The 18,694-nt window shown below is 72.5% G+C and carries 15 protein-coding genes; 8 read left to right on the plus strand and 7 right to left on the minus strand.

Going from position 1 to position 18,694, the window contains the following annotated elements; genetic code table 11:
- Positions 1-14: 14 nt before the first annotated feature.
- Positions 15-347 carry a hypothetical protein gene (locus AB0D29_RS37935; protein WP_362860410.1) on the plus strand — a complete coding sequence of 111 codons (333 nt, stop codon included), beginning with the start codon at positions 15-17 and terminating at the stop codon, positions 345-347.
- 11 nt (positions 348-358) lie between these two features.
- Here AB0D29_RS37935 and AB0D29_RS37940 read toward each other — a convergent pair whose 3' ends face one another.
- The 5 genes from AB0D29_RS37940 to AB0D29_RS37960 are packed head-to-tail and all read right to left on the minus strand — an operon-like array spanning position 359 to position 6,099.
- Positions 359-1,669, minus strand: coding sequence for a DUF58 domain-containing protein (locus AB0D29_RS37940; RefSeq protein ID WP_362860398.1), 1,311 nt, complete (start codon positions 1,667-1,669; stop codon positions 359-361).
- On the minus strand, positions 1,669-2,655 hold the full coding sequence (locus AB0D29_RS37945; protein ID WP_351300640.1) for a MoxR family ATPase: 987 nt from the start codon (positions 2,653-2,655) through the stop codon (positions 1,669-1,671). The genes AB0D29_RS37940 and AB0D29_RS37945 overlap by 1 nt, the downstream gene beginning before the upstream one ends.
- A complete protein-coding gene (locus AB0D29_RS37950) occupies positions 2,652-4,172 on the minus strand; it encodes a DUF4350 domain-containing protein (RefSeq protein ID WP_362860399.1) in 1,521 nt (506 codons plus the stop codon). The genes AB0D29_RS37945 and AB0D29_RS37950 overlap by 4 nt, the downstream gene beginning before the upstream one ends.
- A 38-nt stretch (positions 4,173-4,210) precedes the next feature.
- The gene (locus AB0D29_RS37955) at positions 4,211-4,846 is read right to left on the minus strand and encodes a DUF4129 domain-containing protein (protein ID WP_362860400.1); all 636 of its coding nucleotides are present in this window, start codon (positions 4,844-4,846) and stop codon (positions 4,211-4,213) included.
- Positions 4,846-6,099, minus strand: coding sequence for a hypothetical protein (locus tag AB0D29_RS37960; RefSeq protein ID WP_362860401.1), 1,254 nt, complete (start codon positions 6,097-6,099; stop codon positions 4,846-4,848). Before AB0D29_RS37960 ends, AB0D29_RS37955 begins: the two co-directional genes overlap by 1 nt.
- 257 nt (positions 6,100-6,356) lie before the next feature.
- Between AB0D29_RS37960 and mtrA the strand changes: the two genes are divergently transcribed.
- The 6 genes from mtrA to AB0D29_RS37990 all read left to right on the plus strand — a co-directional run bounded on the left by mtrA (position 6,357) and on the right by AB0D29_RS37990 (position 13,677).
- Positions 6,357-7,046 carry a two-component system response regulator MtrA gene (gene mtrA, locus AB0D29_RS37965; protein WP_189747360.1) on the plus strand — a complete coding sequence of 230 codons (690 nt, stop codon included), beginning with the start codon at positions 6,357-6,359 and terminating at the stop codon, positions 7,044-7,046.
- A gap of 1 nt (position 7,047) precedes the next feature.
- Positions 7,048-9,003 (plus strand): MtrAB system histidine kinase MtrB, encoded by a 1,956-nt coding sequence (gene mtrB, locus AB0D29_RS37970; protein ID WP_362860402.1) that lies wholly within the window; start codon positions 7,048-7,050, stop codon positions 9,001-9,003.
- The gene (locus AB0D29_RS37975; RefSeq protein ID WP_362860403.1) at positions 8,993-10,858 is read left to right on the plus strand and encodes an LpqB family beta-propeller domain-containing protein; all 1,866 of its coding nucleotides are present in this window, start codon (positions 8,993-8,995) and stop codon (positions 10,856-10,858) included. The genes mtrB and AB0D29_RS37975 overlap by 11 nt, the downstream gene beginning before the upstream one ends.
- An 86-nt stretch (positions 10,859-10,944) precedes the next feature.
- On the plus strand, positions 10,945-11,742 hold the full coding sequence (locus tag AB0D29_RS37980; RefSeq protein ID WP_362860404.1) for a ComF family protein: 798 nt from the start codon (positions 10,945-10,947) through the stop codon (positions 11,740-11,742).
- Positions 11,743-12,035: 293 nt separating this feature from the next.
- Entirely contained in the window at positions 12,036-12,731 is a 696-nt protein-coding gene (raiA, locus tag AB0D29_RS37985; protein ID WP_362860405.1) for a ribosome-associated translation inhibitor RaiA, read from the plus strand.
- Positions 12,732-12,924: 193 nt separating this feature from the next.
- Positions 12,925-13,677: a response regulator transcription factor gene (locus AB0D29_RS37990; protein WP_362860406.1), complete on the plus strand. Its 753-nt coding sequence runs from the start codon at positions 12,925-12,927 to the stop codon at positions 13,675-13,677.
- A gap of 28 nt (positions 13,678-13,705) precedes the next feature.
- Here the strand turns inward: AB0D29_RS37990 and AB0D29_RS37995 are convergent, their stop codons facing one another.
- A complete protein-coding gene (locus AB0D29_RS37995; RefSeq protein WP_362860407.1) occupies positions 13,706-14,866 on the minus strand; it encodes a crosslink repair DNA glycosylase YcaQ family protein in 1,161 nt (386 codons plus the stop codon).
- A 9-nt stretch (positions 14,867-14,875) separates the two neighbouring features.
- Positions 14,876-15,457, minus strand: a complete 582-nt coding sequence (locus AB0D29_RS38000) for a GNAT family N-acetyltransferase (protein ID WP_362860408.1) — start codon at positions 15,455-15,457, stop codon at positions 14,876-14,878.
- 241 nt (positions 15,458-15,698) lie between these two features.
- On the opposite strand from AB0D29_RS38000, the gene secA reads away from it, so the two are divergent.
- Complete coding sequence (gene secA, locus AB0D29_RS38005) at positions 15,699-18,506, plus strand: preprotein translocase subunit SecA (protein WP_362860409.1); 2,808 nt, start codon at positions 15,699-15,701, stop codon at positions 18,504-18,506.
- The last annotated feature ends 188 nt before the right edge of the window (positions 18,507-18,694 follow it).

Genomic DNA, 18,694 nt, shown 5'->3' on the forward strand with positions numbered 1-18,694 from the left:
CCGCCGAACAATCATTGTGGGAAGCCCCGCACCAAGCCTTCGGGCTCGGTGCGGGGCTTTTCTGCGTTTACCGGCAGTTCGGGGCGTGCCGGGACTTGCGCTGTCCGGGAATCGCGGGGATCGCCGAGCACATCGGCCGGCTCGACGTGATCCACATGCTCGACCTCGACCATCCGGCCGCCTTGGCCGTGGCACAGATGCGCCGCGACGGAGTGCCGGCCGGTGTCGCTGCCGCCGTCCATGCCGCACGTCACCTCCCCGAGTGGGGCTCACGGGCACTGGTCGCCACGGTCGAGCCGAAGGCCTATGCGGGGCAGGGAGTGGGCGTTTTCGATCTGAACCGCTGAGCCTTCGCTCCTCAGAGGCGGCCGGCGGCCTTGAGGGCCAGGTAGGCGTCGGCCAGGGCCGGGGCCAGGGTGTCCGGGGTGGCGTCGACCACGTGGACGCCGTGGCGGGAGAGCTGGTCGGCGGTGCGGCGGCGCTGGGACTGGGCCTGGGTGCCGGCCGCGGCTTCGTAGACCGCGTCCACGGTGCCGCGGGACTTCGTCATCTCCGCGACGTGCGGGTCGGCGACCGAGGCCAGCAGGACCGTGTGGCGCTGCGTGAGCTGGGGGAGCAGCGGGAGCAGGCCCTCTTCGATCGGGGCCGCGTCCAGGCTCGTCAGAAGGACCACCAGGGACCGGCGCGGGGCGCTGCGGAGGATGGTGGAGACCAGGGTGCGGGCGTCCGTCTCGACCAGTTCGGGTTCGAGGGAGGCCATCGCGTTGACGAAGGACGGGAGGATGTCGGCTGCCGCGCGTCCCTGGACCTGGGCGCGGGGGCGGCGGTCGTGGGCCAGCAGGTCCACGCGGTCGCCGGCGCGCGTGGCCAGGGCGGCGAGGAGCAGCGCCGCGTCCATCGCGGAGTCCAGGCGGGGGGCGTCGCCGACGCGGCCCGCCGAGGTGCGGCCGGTGTCGAGGCAGATGAGGATGTGGCGGTCGCGTTCGGGGCGCCAGGTGCGGACGGCCACCTTCTGCTGGCGGGCAGTGGCGCGCCAGTCGATGGAGCGGGTGTCGTCACCGGGGACGTAGTCGCGGAGGCTGTCGAACTCGGTGCCCTCACCGCGCGTCAGGACACTGGTACGGCCGTCCAGTTCGCGCAGCCGGGCCAGCCGGGAGGGCAGGTGCTTGCGGCTGGTGAAGGGCGGCAGGACCCGGACCGTCCAGGGGGACTCCTGCGAGCCCTGGCGGGCCCACAGGCCCAGGGGCCCGTACGAGCGGATCGTGACGCGGTCCGCGCGGCGGTCGCCGCGGCGGGTGGGGAGCAGACGGGTGGTCAGCCGGCGGCGTTCGCCCGCGGGGATGGTCACGGAGTGGCGGGAGGCCGCCTGTTCCGTGCCCGGGAGCCAGCTGCTCGGGGGCCAAGCGTCGCGGACGCGGGCCCGTAGCGTGCGGCGGCCGGGGTTGGTGACGGTGAGGTGGACGTCCGCCGGTTCGCCGAGGCGGACCGAGGTGTCTCCCGAGCGGGCCAGCACGAGGTCGCGGACCGGCGCCGCCAGCGCGTAGTCGACCGCGCAGGCCAGGGCGATCGGACCGTTGACCGCGAGCATCCCCGTCCAGCTCGGTTCGAGGACGCCGACCGGAATGCTGCCGAGGGCCGCCAGCAGGGCGGCGCGTCCGGTGAGGGCCATCAGCGGGGGACGGGGACGTGGGAGAGGATCGCCGTGATGACGGCGTCGGCGGTGACTCCCTCCATCTCCGCTTCCGGGCGCAGCTGGACGCGGTGGCGCAGGGTCGGCAGGGAGAGGGCCTTGACGTCGTCGGGGGTGACGTAGTCGCGGCCGGTGAGCCAGGCCCAGGCGCGGGCGGTGGCCAGCAGGGCGGTCGCGCCGCGGGGGGAGACGCCGAGGGTGAGCGACGGCGATTCGCGGGTGGCGCGGCAGATGTCGACGACGTAGCCGGCGATCTCGGGGGACACGGAGACCTTGGCGACGGCCTCGCGGGCCGCTTCGAGCTGGGCCGGTCCGGCGACCGGGCGGACGCCGGCGGCGTGCAGGTCGCGGGGGTTGAAGCCGGCGGCGTGGCGGGTCAGGACGCCGATCTCGTCCTCGCGGGAGGGCAGCGGGACCGTCAGCTTGAGGAGGAAGCGGTCCAGTTGGGCTTCCGGCAGGGGGTACGTGCCCTCGTACTCGACCGGGTTCATGGTGGCGGCCACGAGGAAGGGCTCAGGGAGCTTGCGCGGGGTGCCGTCGACCGTGACCTGGCGTTCCTCCATCGCCTCGAGGAGGGAGGACTGGGTCTTCGGGGGCGTGCGGTTGATCTCGTCCGCGAGGAGGAGGTTGGTGAAGACCGGGCCGTTCTGGAAGGAGAACTCGGCGGTGCGGGCGTCGTAGACGAGGGAGCCGGTGACATCGCTCGGCATCAGGTCGGGGGTGAACTGGACGCGCTTGGTGTCGAGTTCGAGGGAAGCGGCGAGGGCCCGTACGAGGAGGGTCTTCGCGACGCCGGGGACGCCTTCGAGGAGGACGTGGCCGCGGCACAGGAGCGCGACGACGAGACCGGTGACGGCCGAGTCCTGGCCGACCACGGCCTTGCCGATCTCGGTGCGGAGCGCTTCGAGGGAAGCGCGGGCGCTGTCCGCGGTCACAGCGGCGGACTCGGTGGCCGGGTACGTCATGACGTACGGACCTCTCTTTCGAGGGCGTCGAGGTGGTCGGCGAGCGCGACGAGTGCCGCGTCGTCGGAGGGGGTGGGGCCGAAGAGCAGGGCGGTGACGTCCCGCGTGCCGTCCTGCGTGCCGTCCGTGAGGCGGGCGGAGACCGCCGGGGCGAGGGTGGCGGGGTCGTGGGCCCGGGTGTGCGGTACGCCGGTGAGGGCGGCGAGGCGTTCGCGGGCGGCGGCGCGCAGCACGGTGGCGGCGCGGTCGCGGGCGCCGGCCTTGCGGTAGAGGCGGGCGCGGCCCTCGGTGGCCTCGGAGGCGCGGATGACGACGGGCAGTTTCTCGGTGACGAGGGGGCCGAGCCGGCGGGCGCGCCACAGGGCTGCGAGGCCGGCGGCGAGGAAGAGCTGGAGCAGGGCCCAGGACCAGCCGGCCGGGACCAGTTCGAGGAGGCTCTTGTCCTCGCCGGCGCCGGGGTCCGGGTCGGAGTCCGCGAGGGACGGCATGTACCAGACGAGGTCCGGGCGGGAGCCGAGGAGTTGGAGCGCGAGGGAGGCGTTGCCCTCCTCGGTGAGGCTCTCGTTGAGGAGGATCGTCTCGGATCCGAGGAGGACGGTGTCGCCGCCGGTCCCTGCCGGGAGGGTGAGCAGGGTGGGGTGGCCGCCGCTGGGGTAACAGGCGGTGGCTCCCGGGAGGGTGGTGGTGTAGCGCAGGCCGCCGCCGGTTTCCGCTCGGCCGGCGGAGGCCGCGGCGGGCAGGGTGCAGTCGGGGGCCGGGGCGTCCGTGGTGGCTTCGCCGTGGGCGCGGACGCCGGGGGAGAGGTCGGCGAGGCTGTGGCTGCCGGGGGCGAGCAGGACGGTGCGGCCGCCGGAGAGGTCGATGGCGGAGCGGATGGTGCGGCGCTGGGTGGTGCCGAGCCGGTCGGGGGCGGTGACCAGGAGGGTGGTGCGGGGGCCGGTGGCCTCGGCGGCCTCGGCGGCGGTGGTGACGACGCGGGTGGTCACGCCGCGGGCCTGGAGGAGCTCGGCGACGGCGCGGCTGCCGAGGGGGTCGGTGGAGCGGGGGTCCAGGTTGCCGTGGCGGGTGCCGGAGTTGAGGGCGGCCAGGATGGTGACGCCGGTGGCGAGGACGGCCAGGACGGCGAGGATGCGGCGGGCTTGGCGGGTGCGGTTCGCTCTGGCGGTGGGGCCGGCCGGGCCGGGGCCGTTGCGGGGGCCGCCCGGGCCGGGGCCGCCTGTGCCCGGGCCGTCTGTGCCGGGGCCGCCGGTGGGGGCGGTTTCGCCGGGGCCGGGCGCGCGCCGGGGCGTCTCCTCGGACGCCGAACGTGACGAGGGGTCGGAGAGCTCGGCGGCAGTGCGTTCGGCGCCCTGCGGGGATCGCCCCGGCACACACCCGTCCCCGCCGAAACCGCCCTGGGGGGTGGAGGGCCCGGCCTCGTTGCCGTCCGGGCCCTGTCCGCCCTGGGGGGCCGAGCCCTGTGGGGATTGCCAGGGCATGGTCTCGGCCCCGCCGGAACCGTCCCTTGCCGGGGTCATGGGCCCGTCGTTGGCCGGGGTGGGGCCGGGCGGGGGCGTCATGGGGTGGGTCCCGTCAGGAGGGGCTTGGTGGTGGTGAGGGCGAGGTCGAGGGTGCGCAGGCGGGCGTAGGTGTCGGCGTCGGCGGTGCGGCCGCCGTAGGTGACGTCGTCGAAGGTGCGGGCGGCGCTGCGGAGGTCCTCGGCGTGGGGGGGGAGGGAGACTGCGGCTTCGGCGGCCGCCTCGTCGGCGGTGCGGCCCGGGCGGGGGTCCAGGAGGGTGCGTTCCTCCAGGGAGCGGACGACGGCGCGCATGCGTTCCTGGACCGCTTCGGTCCACTGGCCGGCGGTGGCGTGGGCGTCGGCGGCCTTGCGGTGGTCGGCGGCGCTGCGGATGCCGTCGTCGAAGAGGGTGCCCGGGGTGGTGGGGGTTCTGCGGGGGGAGCCCAGGCGCCACCACAGGGCGGCTGCGGCCAGGACGACCAGGAGGAGGACGGCGATCAGGCCGACGGGGCCTCCGGGGGTTGCCCCGGAGGCGGCGCCGAACAGGTCGTCGAGCCAGTCGAAGAACGCGCGGATCGCGCGGTCCAGCAGGCTCGGGTCGTTCTCGTGGTACATCGGCTTGGACAGCTCGCGCTCGGCCGCCTCACGGGCGGCTTCGCGCGGTGTCGTCACCGGCGGGACCTCCGCGAGCATCACCCGTAGTTCTCGACGCCGGCCGCCCGGGCGAGCTCCAGGTCGAGGCCCTCGCGCCGGATGCGCTGGTCGACGTAGAGGAGGACGGTGACGCCGGACTGGAACGGCATGACGATGGTCTGCGCGATGATCAGGCCGATGGCGGAGAAGATCAGCAGGCCCCAGGAGGTCTGCGCGCTGCCGTCCTGCAGGGCGTCGAACCCGCCGCCGAAGGCGAGGGCGCCGATCAGCTGGAACGGGGTGACGATCATCGCCGCGAGCACGAGGGCGATGAAGCCGGTGAGGGCCGTGATGCCGAAGACGCGCCACCAGGCGCCCTTGACCAGCTTCGAGGAGCGGGCGAAGGCCTTGAGGACGGTGCTCTTCTCCAGCATCAGGGCGGGCGAGGCCAGGCTGAACTTGATCCCCAGCCAGAGCAGGAGGGGGAGCCAGACGACGAAGCCGAGGACGATCAGGGCGATGTTGTCGGCGAGGATGCCGGGCAGGACCAGTACGGCGCCCATCAGGATGGCGCCGAGTGCCAGCAGCAGGGTGAGCCCGGCCAGGCGCAGCAGCTGGGGGCGGGCGTCGCGCCAGGCGGCGGAGACCGAGGAGTTCTGGCCGAGGACCGCCCGGCTGAAGATCATGGTGAGCATCGCGGTGACCACGATGGTGCCGAGGACCTGGATGAACTGGTTCACCGCCGACGCCCCGAGGGTGCTGCCGAGGCTGTCGACCAGCTGCTCGGTCATCTCCTCGGCCGTGGCGTTCTCGTTCGGTGCGAGGACGAGGTCCTTCAGCATGTACCTCTGCACGAAGACGCCGATCACCTGGACGACCGTGGCCACGACCAGGGTGATGGGCAGCACCGAGCGCCAGTGCGTGCGCATGGTGGCGACCGCGCCGTCGAGGATCTCGCCCAGGCCCAGGGGGCGCAGGGGGATCACACCGGGCTTGGCAGCCGGGGGTGCGCCCCACTGGCCGGGTCCGCCCGGGTAGCCGTACTGGGGGCCGTTCTGGGCTCCGTACGGGGTGTTCCGGGGCTGTCCCCAGCCTCCCGTGGCCGGCTGCGGCGGGGTCGGCGGGGCTTCGGGCGTGCCCGGGCTCGACCACTGGCCGGGGGGCGGCTGCTCGGCGGACCATTTGGGGTCGCCGGCGGGCCGGTCGGGCTGCTGCGCGCCGCCGTCGGTGCCCGGCTGATCGGCGGGGGTTCCCGGCCGATCGCCGTCGGACGGAGAGGATCCGGGCGTAGCCCAGCCCGGAGAGTCGTTCATCGTCGCTCCTTCACGTGCACTGCGGCGGGGGCGCTGGTCGCTGCCATCGTGCCACGTGGGGGTCCCGAACGGAGTAGGGGATTGTGAGGCCCCCGTAACCCTGGCCGTCCCCCCGGAGCTCCGGCAGCCCTTACCTTCAATTGTCGCCCGGATCCCGGGCAGACTGGTCGACCTGATCTCCACGCAGGTCGGAGGGGCGATTTCCAGCCCTTTTGGCTGTGGGACAGCTCACCGCCTGGTAACGATTAGCTAATGGGATGATGTCAACCATGAAGGGACGCGTCCTTGTCGTCGACGACGACACCGCGCTGGCCGAGATGCTCGGCATTGTGCTGCGTGGAGAAGGTTTTGAGCCGTCGTTCGTAGCGGACGGTGACAAGGCACTTGCTGCCTTCCGGGAGGCGAAGCCGGACCTGGTACTGCTCGACCTCATGCTGCCCGGACGGGACGGCATAGAGGTGTGCAGGCTGATCAGGGCCGAGTCCGGGGTGCCGATCGTCATGCTCACCGCCAAGAGCGACACGGTGGACGTCGTCGTGGGCCTGGAGTCCGGGGCCGACGACTACATCGTCAAGCCGTTCAAGCCGAAGGAGCTGGTGGCCCGCATCCGGGCCCGTCTGCGCCGCTCGGAGGAGCCCGCGCCCGAGCAGCTGGCCATCGGTGACCTGGTCATCGACGTGGCCGGGCACTCGGTCAAGCGCGACGGCGCCTCCATCGCCCTGACCCCGCTCGAGTTCGACCTGCTGGTCGCCCTCGCGCGCAAGCCCTGGCAGGTGTTCACCCGAGAGGTGCTGCTGGAGCAGGTCTGGGGCTACCGGCACGCGGCGGACACCCGGCTGGTGAACGTGCACGTGCAGCGCCTGCGCTCCAAGGTGGAGAAGGACCCGGAGCGCCCCGAGATCGTCGTGACGGTGCGCGGTGTCGGCTACAAGGCCGGACCCAGCTGAGGTGCAGTCCGGCAAGTCCGCCGCGTCCGGCAGCGGCCGCGGCGGCTCCCGCTGGCGCGGCCTCTGGGCCGGCCGGCCGTTCCAGGACGGAGCGCCCGGCAGCCCCGTGCTGCGGCTGTGCGTACGCCTCGTACGCCGGCCGCTGGTTCCGGCTGTCCGGCTGTGGCGCCGCAACATCCAGCTCCGGGTGGTCGCCGCCACCCTGCTGATCTCGCTGGCGGTGGTCCTCGCCCTGGGCGTCGTCGTGATCGCCCAGGTCAGCAGGGGGCTGCTCGAGGCCAAGGAGCAGGCGGCGCAGAGCCAGGCGGCGGGCGGGTTCGCGGTCGCGCAGGAGAAGGCCAATGCCCCCGCGACGGTGGACGGGCCCGATGCCACCGACAACAAGGTCGGCCGGGACGCCAGCACCTGGATGAACTCCCTCGTCAAGCAGCTGGCCAGTGGCGGCCAGACCGCCTTCGAGGTCGTCGCGCTCGGCGCCGGCACCGGGGAGCAGCCGCTGCCCGGGACGCAGGGCGTCAAGGGCGCCCGTGCCTCGGGCAACGTCGATCCGACCGCCAGCGTGCCCGTCAAGCTGCGCCGGGCCGTCAACCACGCCACCGGGGCCTTCAAGACCTTCTCCGAGATCCGCTACACCGCGGGGTCCGGGGACAAGGCGCCCGAGCCGGCGCTGGTCGTGGGCAAGCGGCTCACCGACATCAACGGGGACCCGTACGACCTGTACTACCTCTTCCCGCTCACGCAGGAGCAGGAGTCCCTCAACCTGATCAAGGTCACCATCGTGACCGCGGGCCTGTTCGTCGTCGTCCTGCTCTGCGGGATCGCCTGGCTCGTCGTACGGCAGGTGGTGACCCCCGTGCGGATGGCCGCCGGGATCGCCGAGCGGCTCTCGGCCGGGCGGCTCCAGGAGCGGATGAAGGTCACCGGCGAGGACGACATCGCGCGTCTGGGCGAGGCCTTCAACAAGATGGCGCAGAACCTCCAGCTGAAGATCCAGCAGCTGGAGGAGCTGTCGCGGATGCAGCGCCGGTTCGTCTCGGACGTCTCGCACGAGCTGCGCACCCCGCTGACGACGGTACGGATGGCGGCGGACGTCATCCACGACGCCCGGGTCGACTTCGACCCGATCACCGCGCGCTCCGCCGAGCTGCTCGCCGGGCAGCTCGACCGTTTCGAGTCGCTCCTCGCCGACCTGCTGGAGATCAGCCGCTTCGACGCTGGGGCCGCGGCCCTGGAGGCCGAGCCGATCGACCTGCGCGAGGTCGTGCGCCGGGTCATCGACGGGGCCGAGCCGCTCGCCGAGCACAAGGGCACGCGGATCCGGGTCCTCGGCGACACCCAGCCGGTCATCGCCGAGGCCGACTCGCGGCGCGTGGAGCGGGTGCTGCGCAACCTCGTCGTCAACGCCGTGGAGCACGGCGAGGGCCGCGACGTGGTGGTCCGGCTGGCGTCCGCGGGCGGGGCCGTCGCCGTCGCCGTACGGGACTACGGCGTCGGGCTGAAGCCCGGCGAGGCCACCCGCGTCTTCAACCGCTTCTGGCGGGCCGACCCGGCGCGGGCGCGCACGACCGGCGGGACCGGTCTCGGCCTGTCCATCGCCGTCGAGGACGCCCGGCTGCACGGCGGCTGGCTCCAGGCCTGGGGCGAGCCGGGCGGCGGCTCGCAGTTCCGTCTGACCTTGCCGCGCACCGCCGACGAGCCGCTGCGGGGCTCTCCCATCCCGCTGGAGCCCGAGGATTCCCGGGCCAACCGGGTCAGGGCCGCCGCCGAGGCCGCGGGCCGTACGGCGGACCGTCCGGCCGCGGAGACCGGCGAGCGGTCGCCGATACCGCCGCGGTCGCCGGTCACCGGGGCGCTGCCGGTGCCCGCCGACCCGACGGCCCTGCCGGGGAACGGGGCCCGGGTGGTGGCCCGACCGGCCGAGCAGCCACAACAGGAGGATCGAGCCGATGGACGCTGAGCCCGAGAACGCGCGGCCCGGGGGCGGCGCGCGGGTACGGGGCCGGCGGCTGCGCACCCTGCGGGCGTACGCCTTCGGTGCGGCCGGGCTGCTGCTCGCCGGCTGTGCCTCCATGCCCGACCACGGCGAGATCCGCCCGGTGCAGGCCTCGCAGGGCGTCGACTCGCAGGTCCGCGTGTTCGGCGTACCGCCCGCCGACAAGGCGAGCGCGGCCGACATCGTCGACGGCTTCCTGGAGGCGATGACCAGCGACGACCCGCAGCTGGAGACCGCCCGCAAGTACCTCACCGAGGAGGCCGCGAAGCGCTGGAAGCCCAGCTCCGCGGTCACCGTGCTCTCGTCCGGCCTGGACCGGGTCTCGATCCGCGGCGAGAAGGACCCGGACGGTCCGCGGTGGAAGGTGACCGGCACGAAGCTCGCGACCGTTGACGAGCGCAGCGCGTACCAGCCGAAGACCGACGACGAGAAGTACGAGGAGTACCTCCAGCTCGTCCAGGACGAGGACAAGCAGTGGCGGATCTCGACGCCGCCCAACGGTCTCGTGCTCAGCGAGTCGGACTTCCAGCGCATCTACATGCCGGTCAACAAGTACTACTTCGCGGGCGGCACGCTCGTCGCCGACCCCGTCTACGTGCGCCAGCGCACCGATCCGGACTCGCGGATGGACCCCACCACGCAGACGGTGCAGTCGCTGCTGGCCGGGCCGTCCAGGTGGCTCGGCCCCGTCGTCGAGTCCAGCTTCCCCACCGGCACGGAACTGCGCGAGGGCACCAAGTCCCTTTCGTACGACGGCCAGAACACGCTGCGGGTGCCGCTCAACGACAAGGCCGACAACGTCGCCCAGCCGCAGTGCAAGAAGATGGCCACCCAACTCCTGTACACGGTCAAGGACCTGACGGGCTCGCGGCTCGACCAGGTCGAGATCCTGCGCTCCGACGACAAGTCGTCCTCGCTGTGCTCGGTGACCGAGCTGAACGCGGCCGCGATCGCCAACCGGCCCCGGATCCCCGACTACCAGTACTTCGTCGACAACGAGAAGCGGCTGGTCCGGATGCGGCTGGACGTGACCAGCGAGGAACAGCAGAAGGCCGAGGCCGTGCCGGGGCCGCTGACCACCCAGCCCGTCTTCAAGGTCGGCTCGGCGGCCGTGACGTACGACGAGCGGCGCGCGGCCGTGGTCTCCGAGGACGGGCACGGGCTGTACGTGGTGCCCCTGGTGGGCGGCGGGCCCATGCCGCAGCCGCTGCCCGTCGGCAAGGGCAGCACGCTGACGGCGCCCAGCTGGGACGCGGCCGGTGACCTGTGGGTCGCCGACGGCGATGCGCAGCACCCGGGGCTGTGGCGGGTGCCGGGCGGGGCCGGGACCCCGGAAAAGGTGCAGGTGGCCGGGTTGGACGGCGGGCGGATCGTCTCGCTGAAGGCCTCTTCCGACGGGGTGCGGATCGCGCTGCTCGTGGAGAGGAACAGCCGCAAGAACCTGTACGTCGGGCGGATCGAACGGCCCGACGCCAAGGGCGACGCCTCGGCGGTGTCGGTGCGCGAGCTGCGCCCCGCGGCCCCGCAGATGGCGGACGTGACGACGATGAGCTGGGCGCCGCACGGGCGGCTGCTCGTGGTGGGCCGGGAGAGCGGCGGGGTGCAGCAGGCCCGCTACATGCTGGCGGACGGCTCGATGGTCGCGGCGAGCCTGCCGGGGGCGGCGGGGCTGTCCGCGGTCGCGGCCGCGGCCTCGGAGGACGAGTCGAAGCCGAAGCCGGTGGTGGCGTACTCGGAGGACGGGATCGTGTACCTGCCGCCGGGGGCGCAGTGGCGCACGGTGGCGGCGGGCGGCAAGGCCCCGGTGTACCCGGGCTGACCTGCGGCTGAGGCGCGGGTGCGGGTTCGCCCGCGGCTGCGTCCACAGGGGTGGCGGGCTCCGTCGGGGTCCGTCAGTGTGGAGGGGTGCGCGGGTGGTGTCGGGAGCTGGCCGGGCTGGTCCTGCCGGTCGACTGCGCCGGCTGCGGGGCGGCCCGGGTGCTGGTGTGCGCGGGCTGCCGGGAGGCGCTGAGCGGGGCCGGCGCGGGGCCGGTGCGGCCTTCTCCGCGCCCCGGGGGCCTGCCGGTGGTGTCGGCCGCCGCGGTCTACGAGGGGGGCGTACGGGCCCTCTTGCTGGCTCACAAGGAGCGCGGGGCGCTGCCGTTGGCCGGGGTGCTCGGCGAGGCCCTGGCGGGGGCCGTCCTGGCGGGCGGTCCGTCGGGCGGTCCGTCGGGCGGTCCGGTCCGTGCCGGCTCCCCTGCGGCGGAAGTGGCCCTGGTGCCGGTGCCGTCGGCGCGGAGGCAGGTCCGGGCGCGCGGGCACGATCCGGCGCGCAGGATCGCCCTGGCGGCCGCGGGGCGGCTGCGGCGGGCCGGTGTTCCCGCGCGCGTGGCGCCCGTACTGCGGCTGCGGCGGGCGGTGGCGGACCAGGCGGGCCTGGGTGCCCGGCAGCGCCTGGAGAACCTCGCGGGGGCGCTGACGGTGTGCCGGGACGGGGCGCGGCTGACGGACGGGGCCGGGATCGTGCTCGTGGACGACCTGATCACCACCGGGGCGACGCTGGCGGAGGCGGCCCGGGCGGTGCGCGCGGCCGGGCTGAGCGCGGGCCCGGGGGACGGGCTGCGGGCAGCGGTGGTCGCCGCGCCCGCGGACTCTTTCGGGTGGCTCCCCGGGGCGGTGCCCCGCCGGCCGGCTACGCGCACAGGTCAAAAATCTCGTGAATAGATTTGGAACTGGCGGGGAAGGCCCATCGTTGCAGGTAGTAAGAGGGAACAGCCACTTGACTGGAAGTACATTCCGGTAGCGGGTGCCGACAACCGTCATACAGGGATATGTTCGGTTGTAAGGAACTCAGGAGGCTGTCTCTCGACTCCGAAGTCGGTGGGGTGTCGATCTTGCCGATGGGGGAGGAGGAGGTGAAAGTCGCCAAGTCCGAGGCTCCGGCCTTCACCGGAGTCTGGTGCGAAAGGGAGACGCTTCGCCCCGTCGGGCGGAGCTTTCCGGGAACGGAGTTCTGCGTGGACATCGTCGTCAAGGGCCGCAAGACCGAAGTGCCCGAGCGGTTCCGCAAGCACGTGGCCGAGAAGCTGAATCCGGAGCGGATCCAGAAGCTCGACGCCAAGGTGATCAGCTTGGACGTCGAGGTGTCCAAGGAGCACAACCCGCGTCAGGCCGACCGTTCCGACCGCGTGGAGATCACCCTGCGTTCGCGGGGCCCGGTGATCCGGGCCGAGGCCGCCGCCGCCGACCCGTACGCGGCGCTCGACCTGGCTCAGGACAAGCTGGAGGCCCGGCTGCGCAAGCAGCACGACAAGCGCTACACCCGCCGCGGCAACGGCCGGCTCTCGGCGGCGGAGGTCGCCGACGTCGTGCCGGGCGTCGCGTCGCTCAACGGCAGTGGCCAGGTGGTCACCGAGGAGAAGGCGGAAGGGGTTCCGATCACCCGGATCGGATCCATCGAAGTGCAGGGCGAAGGCCCGCTCATCGTCCGCGAGAAGACCCACTCGGCCGCACCCATGTCGCTCGACCAGGCTCTGTACGAGATGGAGCTGGTCGGCCACGACTTCTATCTGTTCGTCGACGCCGAGACGAAGCTGCCCAGCGTGGTCTACCGACGTCACGCTTACGACTACGGCGTCATCCACGTGAACCCCGACGGGGCCTCCAGCTCGGAGGAGCCGCGAGGCGGCGCCGGCGGCGCGCTCGGCGGCTGAACCGACCATTCGTTGCCCCCGTGGGGACGCTCCGGCGTCTCCGCGGGGGCACCTGCATGACGGGTATTGCGCCAGGCGGCTCCTCGGCGACCCCCCGCGCCGTGGCGCGGGCATGGAATCATGGCGGGCAGTCAACCGGCTGCGGTGTGTGTCCGGTTGGCCCAGCAGCTCAGCACATGCAGGGGGAGGAACGATGGCGGACAGCTTCGGGCCGGTGCGCGGGGACGGCGGCGCGGGCTGCCGCGGCGCGGACCGGCCGGCGGAGTCCGGCGCCTCGCCGGCCGGGGAACCGATCCGGGTGCTCGTGGTCGACGACCACGCACTCTTCCGGCGGGGGCTGGAGATCGTCCTCGCGCAGGAGGAGGACATCCAGGTCGTCGGCGAGGCCGGGGACGGCGCGGAGGCGGTGGACAAGGCGGCCGACCTGCTGCCGGACATCGTGCTGATGGACGTGCGGATGCCGCGGCGCGGCGGGATCGAGGCGTGCACCTCGATCAAGGAGGTGGCCCCCTCCGCGAAGATCATCATGCTGACGATCAGCGACGAGGAGGCGGACCTCTACGACGCGATCAAGGCGGGCGCGACCGGATACCTCCTGAAGGAGATCTCGACGGACGAGGTGGCCACGGCGATCCGCGCGGTCGCCGACGGCCAGTCCCAGATCAGCCCGTCGATGGCGTCGAAGCTGCTCACCGAGTTCAAGTCGATGATCCAGCGCACCGACGAGCGCCGGCTCGTGCCGGCGCCCAGGCTGACGGACCGGGAGCTGGAGGTCCTCAAGCTGGTGGCCACCGGCATGAACAACCGCGACATCGCGAAGGAGTTGTTCATCTCCGAGAACACCGTGAAGAACCACGTCCGCAACATCCTGGAGAAGCTGCAGCTGCACTCCCGGATGGAGGCCGTGGTCTACGCGATGCGCGAGAAGATCCTCGAAATCCGCTGACCCGGGCCGACAGGGCACCGGACGCTCCCTAGAGCGCGGCGAGCTCCGCCGTGACGGCCGCCGCCTCCGCGGGCGAGCCCGCGCGCTCGATCCGTACGTCCTCGCAGCCGACCCACTCCGCCGCTTCCCGCAGGGCGAGCGCCATCGGGCCGGCCGCCTTCGGGGAGGTCAGCGAGAGCTGCCGGGCGACCAGCGTGCGGCCCTCGCGGGCCGGGTCCACGCGGCCCTGGAGCCGGCCGCCCGCCAGCAGCGGCATCGCGAAGTACCCGTGAATCCGCTTGGGCTTGGGGACGTAGGCCTCCAGGCGGTGGGTGAAGCCGAAGATCCGCTCCGTGCGGGGGCGGTCCCAGACCAGGGAGTCGAAGGGCGACAGCAGCGTCGTGCGGTGGCGGCCCCGGGGAGCCGTCGCGAGGGCGGCGGGATCCGCCCAGGCGGGCTTGGCCCAGCCCTCGACCTCGACAGGGACCAGCCCGGAGTCGGCGATCACCGCGTCGACCTGGTCCCCCTTGAGGCGGTGGTAGTCCGCGATGTCGGCTCGGGTGCCGACGCCCAGGGACCGGCCGGCCAGGGCGACCAGGCGGCGCATGCACTCGCGGTCGTCCAGGTCGTCGTGGAGCAGCGCGTCCGGAACGGCCCGCTCGGGCAGGTCGTAGACCCGCTTCCAGCCGCGGCGTTCGCTGCACACGACCTCACCGGTGTCGAGGAGCCACTCCACCGCGATCTTGGTCTCGGACCACTCGAACCACTCGCCGCCGTTCTTCGCGCCGCCCAGTTCGGTGGAGGTCAGCGGGCCGTCGGCCGTCAGCCGGTCCAGGACCGCCCGCGTCGAGCGCTCCTTGTCCTGGAGGACGTGCCAGCGGTGGCCGCGCGCCCGGCGGGCCCGGCGCCGGAAGGCGAAATGCGGCCATTCCTCGATGGGCAGGATGCACGCCGCGTGCGACCAGTACTCGAAGGCGTGACGGTCGGACCAGTACGCCCGCTCCACGGTCTCGCGGCCGACCGCGCCCAGGCGTGCGTACGGGATCAGCTCGTGCGAGCGGGCAAGCACCGAGATGGTGTCCAGCTGCACGGCGCCCAGGTGGCGCAGGACCCCGCGCACGCCTCCGCGGCGGTCGGGCGCACCGAGGAAGCCCTGTGCGCGCAGGGCGATCCGGCGGGCGTCGTCGGCGGAGAGGGAGAGCGCAGTCATGTCCGCACCCTAGGCGGGGCCACTGACAGCGGGCAGGTACGGCAGCCGCGAGGGCAGGCCCAGGTCGGAGGGGAGCAGGGCGCCGACCCAGCAGTCGCGGGAGGTGCCCCGCTGCTCGATGCCGGCCCGCAGGACCCCTTCGACCTGGAAGCCGGCCTTCTCGGCCACGGCCTTCGAGCCCGCGTTGCCCACCTCGGCGCGCCATTCCAGCCGGGTGACGCCGAGCGCGGTGAAGGCCCAGCGGGCGACGGCCGTCACGGCCTCGGCCGTGTAGCCCCGGCCGCGGTGTTCCTTCACCGCCCAGTAGCCGATCTCGTACGACTCGGCGCCGTGCACGTGCACGCCGACGGCCGCGACCAGCGGCCCCCCGGCGCCGAGGCGGACGGCGAAGGGGTAGCCCGTGTCCTCGCGCCAGCCGTTCGGCACGAGCTCGTTCACGAAGGCGTGCGCGTGCGCGCGCTCGTAGGGGGAGGGGACCAGGGTCCAGCGCTGGATGTCCGGGTCCTGAGCCGCCGCGTGGACCTCGTCCTCGTCGGCGGGGACGAAGGGTCGCAGTACCAGCCGGTCCGTGGTGAGGGTGATGGGCTCCATGAACGGATTCTGCTGCCGCCGGGGTGCCCGGAGCGAACACTTTTCGGGAATCCCCCCGGGGGATGCGGCACCTTCCGTGTGCCCCGTACGTTCTCAATCCGGGCACCCGTGCCCCCACGGGAACGGCGGACCTCCCGACGTGGCCACGTCCTCGCTTACGATGGCCGTTGCGGTGGGGCCCACCTGCCGTGCCCGTGGTACGTACAGTGCCCAGGCCCGACCGGCAAGGAGACAAACCTCGGTGTCCGTCTTCAACAAGCTCATGCGTGCAGGCGAAGGCAAGATCCTGCGCAAACTGCACCGCATCGCGGACCAGGTCAACTCCATCGAAGAGGACTTCGTCAACCTCTCCGACGCCGAGTTGCGAGCGCTCACGGACGAGTACAAGCAGCGCTTCCAGGACGGCGAGAGCCTGGACGACCTGCTGCCCGAGGCCTTCGCGACCGTACGCGAGGCGGCCAAGCGCGTCCTCGGCCAGCGGCACTACGACGTCCAGATCATGGGTGGCGCGGCGCTGCACCTCGGCTACGTGGCCGAGATGAAGACCGGTGAGGGCAAGACCCTCGTCGGCACGCTGCCGGCGTACCTGAACGCGCTGTCCGGCAAGGGCGTCCACCTGATCACGGTGAACGACTACCTCGCCGAGCGCGACTCCGAGCTGATGGGCCGGGTGCACAAGTTCCTCGGCCTGGAGGTCGGCTGCATCCTGGCGAACATGTCGCCGGCGCAGCGCCGCGAACAGTACAACTCCGACATCACGTACGGCACGAACAACGAGTTCGGCTTCGACTACCTGCGCGACAACATGGCGTGGTCCCAGGACGAGCTCGTCCAGCGCGGCCACAACTTCGCCGTGGTCGACGAGGTCGACTCCATCCTCGTCGACGAGGCCCGTACCCCGCTGATCATCTCCGGCCCGGCCGACCAGGCCACGAAGTGGTACGGCGACTTCGCGAAGCTGGTGACCCGCCTGACCAAGGGCGAGGCCGGCCAGCCGCTGAAGGGCATCGAGGAGACCGGCGACTACGAGGTCGACGAGAAGAAGCGCACCGTCGCCATCCACGAGACCGGCGTCGCCAAGGTCGAGGACTGGCTCGGCATCGAGAACCTCTACGAGTCGGTGAACACCCCGCTCGTCGGCTACCTCAACAACGCGATCAAGGCCAAGGAGCTCTTCAAGGCGGACAAGGACTACGTCGTCATCGACGGCGAAGTCATGATCGTCGACGAGCACACCGGCCGTATCCTCGCCGGCCGCCGCTACAACGAGGGCATGCACCAGGCGATCGAGGCGAAGGAAGGGGTGGACATCAAGGACGAGAACCAGACCCTCGCCACGATCACCCTGCAGAACTTCTTCCGCCTCTACTCGAAGCTGTCGGGCATGACCGGTACGGCCATGACCGAGGCCGCCGAGTTCCACCAGATCTACAAGCTCGGTGTCGTCCCGATCCCGACCAACCGCGACATGGTCCGCAAGGACCAGCCGGACCTGATCTACCGGACCGAGGTCGCGAAGTTCGCCGCCGTCGTCGACGACATCGCGGAGAAGCACGAGAAGGGCCAGCCGATCCTCGTCGGTACGACGTCGGTCGAGAAGTCCGAGTACCTCTCCCAGCAGCTCTCCAAGCGCGGCATCCCGCACGAGGTGCTCAACGCCAAGCAGCACGACCGTGAGGCGACGATCGTCGCCCAGGCCGGCCGCCGCGGCGCGGTCACCGTCGCCACGAACATGGCCGGCCGCGGTACGGACATCAAGCTCGGCGGCAACCCGGACGACCTCGCCGAGGCCGAGCTGCGCCAGCAGGGCCTGGACCCGGAGGAGCACATCGAGGAGTGGGCGCACGCCCTCCCCGCGGCGCTCACCCGGGCCGAGGCGGCCGTGAAGGCCGAGTTCGAGGAGGTCAAGGACCTCGGCGGGCTGTACGTGCTGGGCACCGAGCGCCACGAGTCGCGCCGCATCGACAACCAGCTGCGCGGCCGCTCCGGCCGACAGGGCGACCCGGGCGAGTCCCGCTTCTACCTGTCGCTGGGTGACGACCTGATGCGCCTGTTCAAGGCGCAGATGGTCGAGCGCGTCATGGCGATGGCGAACGTGCCGGACGACGTGCCGATCGAGAACAAGATGGTGACGCGCGCGATCGCGTCGGCCCAGTCGCAGGTGGAGACCCAGAACTTCGAGACGCGCAAGAACGTCCTGAAGTACGACGAGGTCCTCAACAGCCAGCGCGAGGTCATCTACGGCGAGCGCCGCCGCGTCCTGGAGGGCGAGGACCTCCAGGAGCAGGTCCGCTTCATGATGGACGACACCATCGACGCGTACATCGCGGCCGAGACGGTCGAGGGCTTCGCCGAGGAGTGGGACCTGGAGCGGCTGTGGAGCGCCTTCCGGCAGCTCTACCCGGTGAAGGTCACCATCGAGGAGCTGGAGGAGGCCGCGGGCGACCGCGCGGGCATCACCGCCGAGTTCATCGCGGAGTCCGTCAAGGACGACATCCACGAGCAGTACGAGACCCGCGAGAAGACGCTCGGCTCCGAGATCATGCGTGAGCTGGAGCGGCGCGTGGTGCTGTCGGTGCTCGACCGCAAGTGGCGTGAGCACCTGTACGAGATGGACTACCTGCAGGAGGGCATCGGCCTGCGGGCGATGGCCCAGAAGGACCCGCTGGTCGAGTACCAGCGCGAGGGCTTCGACATGTTCAACGCCATGCAGGAGGGCATCAAGGAGGAGTCCGTCGGCTACCTGTTCAACCTGGAGGTCCAGGTCGAGCAGCAGGTCGAGGAGCTTCCGGTGCAGGACGCGGCGCCGTCGCTGACGAAGGAGCCGGCGGCGGCCGGGGCCGGGCGTCCGGAGATCCGGGCGAAGGGTCTGGACGCTCCGCAGCGGCCGGACCGGCTGCACTTCTCGGCGCCGACCGTGGACGGCGAGGGCGGTGTCGTCGAGGGCGACTTCGACAGTGACGCCGTCGGTGGCGAGGGTGACGGGATGACGCGGGCGGAGCGGCGCAAGGCGGCGAAGGCCGCCGGTGGGCGGCGCCGCAAGAAGTGACCCCTGCGGGGTCGGGCGTGAGCTGTCGGCCGGGGCCGGGCACCTACGGGTGTCCGGCCCCGGCCGCGTTGTGTGGCGGGTGCGGCGCCGCTCCCGGGGGCGCTGCCCCCGGACCCCCGCGCCTCAAACGCCGGCGGGGCTGAAAGAGCGCCTCAAACGCCGGCGGGGCTGGATTTGGCCCGGGCTTC

The organism is Streptomyces sp. NPDC048424 (assembly GCF_040651555.1).
Classification (GTDB): Bacteria; Actinomycetota; Actinomycetes; order Streptomycetales; family Streptomycetaceae; genus Streptomyces.

Coding starts and splice junctions, on each gene's coding strand:
- AB0D29_RS37945 (WP_351300640.1), bottom strand. CDS start 2,655: ATGACGTACCCGGCCACCGAGTCCGCCGCTGTGACCGCGGACAGCGCC.
- AB0D29_RS37955 (WP_362860400.1), bottom strand. CDS start 4,846: ATGCTCGCGGAGGTCCCGCCGGTGACGACACCGCGCGAAGCCGCCCGT.
- AB0D29_RS37950 (WP_362860399.1), bottom strand. CDS start 4,172: ATGACCCCGGCAAGGGACGGTTCCGGCGGGGCCGAGACCATGCCCTGG.
- AB0D29_RS37960 (WP_362860401.1), bottom strand. CDS start 6,099: ATGAACGACTCTCCGGGCTGGGCTACGCCCGGATCCTCTCCGTCCGAC.
- AB0D29_RS37940 (WP_362860398.1), bottom strand. CDS start 1,669: ATGGCCCTCACCGGACGCGCCGCCCTGCTGGCGGCCCTCGGCAGCATT.
- AB0D29_RS38000 (WP_362860408.1), bottom strand. CDS start 15,457: ATGGAGCCCATCACCCTCACCACGGACCGGCTGGTACTGCGACCCTTC.
- AB0D29_RS37995 (WP_362860407.1), bottom strand. CDS start 14,866: ATGACTGCGCTCTCCCTCTCCGCCGACGACGCCCGCCGGATCGCCCTG.
- mtrA (WP_189747360.1), top strand. CDS start 6,357: ATGATGTCAACCATGAAGGGACGCGTCCTTGTCGTCGACGACGACACC.
- AB0D29_RS37975 (WP_362860403.1), top strand. CDS start 8,993: ATGGACGCTGAGCCCGAGAACGCGCGGCCCGGGGGCGGCGCGCGGGTA.
- AB0D29_RS37990 (WP_362860406.1), top strand. CDS start 12,925: ATGGCGGACAGCTTCGGGCCGGTGCGCGGGGACGGCGGCGCGGGCTGC.